1 protein-coding gene is annotated in these 2,536 nt (G+C 61.4%); it reads right to left on the bottom strand.

Going from position 1 to position 2,536, the window contains the following annotated elements:
* Positions 1 to 75: 75 nt before the first annotated feature.
* Positions 76 to 1,875 carry a group II intron reverse transcriptase/maturase gene (gene ltrA / locus ACZ6IM_RS42510; protein ID WP_469564616.1) on the bottom strand — a complete coding sequence of 600 codons (1,800 nt, stop codon included), beginning with the start codon at positions 1,873 to 1,875 and terminating at the stop codon, positions 76 to 78.
* Positions 1,876 to 2,536: the final 661 nt, after the last annotated feature.

The following is a 2,536-nucleotide window of genomic DNA, read 5'->3' as shown; positions in this document are numbered from 1 at the left end:
GGTCGGGTAGCCGGGGCACATCGCTGTGTCCCGGCCCCCTCAGAACCGGCCATGCCCGCTTTCCAGGCAACCGGCTCAAGCAAGCCCCAAGGGCGTCACAGGTTCTTGCTTTCGGGACCGTCTGCCATCCGCAGCATGTAGCTGACGATGACATTCGGCGTGAACGAGACGCAGGTTCTTTCTCTCGTCCGACCCGCCGTCACGCCGGTATTCGAAGTGATGTTTATTCAGCATCTTCTTCGAGGCCGCGAACCAGTCAATCCACTCACGTGGATTGTCCGGCTCGTACTCGGCTCCGGCAATCAACGCCTGACGGCATAGAGGGCAGAGCCCCCGTTGCCGGTATGCCAGGGACAGACTCGTCTTGTCCATAGGCGGAGGCGTCTTTCGTCGACGGCGGTTCTCCCAGTATTCGATTAGGGACGGGTCATCCAGCGATGCCGCGCCCCTGATCAGGGTGTGCCGAACGATTTTAGTCCAGGAGAACTTGACGAGGTAGGCGCCGCTGGCGCGATCGCCGAAAACCCATCGGTCTCGCCTGGTCTTGTCGAACCGGCCGAAGTACCGTTTGACGATCCAGTCCTTCGACTTTAGCGGGTGGGCATGCTTGGCCCACTTGTAAGTGAGCACCCACATGTAGTTATCCAGATCAGCGAAGACTCTGGACGACACCACCGTCCGGTAATAGGCTGCCCAGCCCCGAATGATGGGCGTGAGCTTTCTCAAGACACCTCCGGCGTTGGCTCCGTAGAGCGCCTTAACCTCCGCCTTGAGTATTCCCCGGACTCTCTTGACAGCGTCCTTACTGGGCCTGATAAGCAGCTTGTTACCGAAACGGCGGACCTCAAAGCCGAGGAAGTCGAACCCTTGCGTCACATGGACTACGCGGGTCTTCTCCTCATTGAATCTCAGCCCTCTCGGCTCCAGCCACTTGGCCAGCTCGGTCTTAATGCGGTGCGCTTCTTCCTCGCTGTGGCACATGGCCACGAAGTCGTCCGCGTACCGCACGAGGACAGGGGCATCCCGGGCCGTATATGTACCTCTGTTATCCGGACCGGCATACCGATAACGGCTCCCTGCCGCTGCCTCCATCCCATGCAAGGCAACGTTCAGCAGCAGCGGACTGATCACTCCTCCTTGAGGAGTGCCTTCGTCCGTCCGCCTCAAGCGGCCTTCTTCAACAACTCCAGCCCGCAGCCATGCCCTGATCATGGCTTGACCAGGGAACAGGCCCAGGGCTTCCAAAAGCTGGGCGTGGTTGATCCGGTCGAAGGCTGCCGCGAGGTCTGCGTCGAGCACCCACAAACGTGAGGCCCCTTTGGCCCCCAGCGTGTTGTAGATGGCTTCAATCGCGTCATGGCAACCCCGACCAGGACGGAATCCGTATGACCTCGGCTCGAAGCGCGCTTCCCACTCGGGTTCTAATGCATTCTTCACCCGGGCTTGAAGTACGCGGTCGATGATCACAGGGATTCCGAGAGGCCGCTTCTTTCCGTTGGCCTTCGGGATGAATACGCGCTTGACCGGACGAGCCTTCCAGGGATGCTCGAACCGTTGGACTCGGGCCGTGAGGTGGCCTCGTTCCTTCGGTGTGAGCGCCGTTTCCCCATCAATGCCCGCGGTCTTACGCCCCGCGCTCTGCTGCGTGACCCTCTTGACGCTGATCAGCGTGTTGGAGTGGCTTCGGAGCATGAGTTTTTGCAGATTGCGTACCTTCTTCAGGTCGCCTTCCTGTGTCGCCTTGAAGATTCTTCGTCTCAGTCGCCGTACGTGGTCCTCGCACGAGGCCCAGTCGATACTGTGCCAGTCGATTCGCACGTCCTCCGGTCCGTTCGCACGGGAGGAACGGCGGGACTCACCGTACCGTCGAGCCATTAGCCCTCCCTGCGTCCAACTTGCCCTTCGGCTCCGGTTTCTTCACCAGATTTCTTCAAAGGCTCACCCGGCCCACGTGGGCGCCCTTTCGGGCCGGGTCACGCGGACCCGTATCCGACGGGTTATACGAGGCGGATGCCTTCGCTTTCCCCTGGCCTTTCGGCCTGTCGGCATTTGCTTCTTGGGCCATCCTGTTCCCGCCGGGGAATTGATCCTTCCTCACGGTCGGACTACCGGGGGCGATCCCGGACCCCGACGGGGTTTCCACGTTCCGCACTGACAAGATGCGACTGGGGTGGGTGCCTCCTCTACCCCGGGACCGGTGGTGTCCTGCCCTCGCCGGCGAGTCCACGAGGGTCACCTGGCGTTCTTCGACGCCGAGTCCTGAAGCTGCCGCTTGCGTCACCATCGCGCAGCTTATGCAATCACGAGGCATAGCCGGAGATTCGCTTTCGCTCACCCGTCCAGTCTTCCCCTTTGCTTGTTGCCTCCCGATGGCCGGGACGCTCTTGAGCGTGATCGTCCAGCTTCACACCCCGCCGTTGCCAGCGACGCATGTGGACGCAGGGGACAGGCCACGGACACTGGCCTGGGCTTCATCCACTCCTTTCTGTCGTCTGCCACTTGATCAGTGCGACCTCGTGTCGCACCCCGCCACTTG

This window comes from Streptomyces sp. NPDC042336, from assembly GCF_055581985.1.
This window is presented reverse-complemented; position numbering and strand designations above follow the sequence as displayed.

Bases quoted from the DNA above. Each gene is read 5' to 3' on its own strand.
- ltrA (WP_469564616.1), bottom strand. From the start codon at position 1,875: ATGGCTCGACGGTACGGTGAGTCCCGCCGTTCCTCCCGTGCGAACGGA.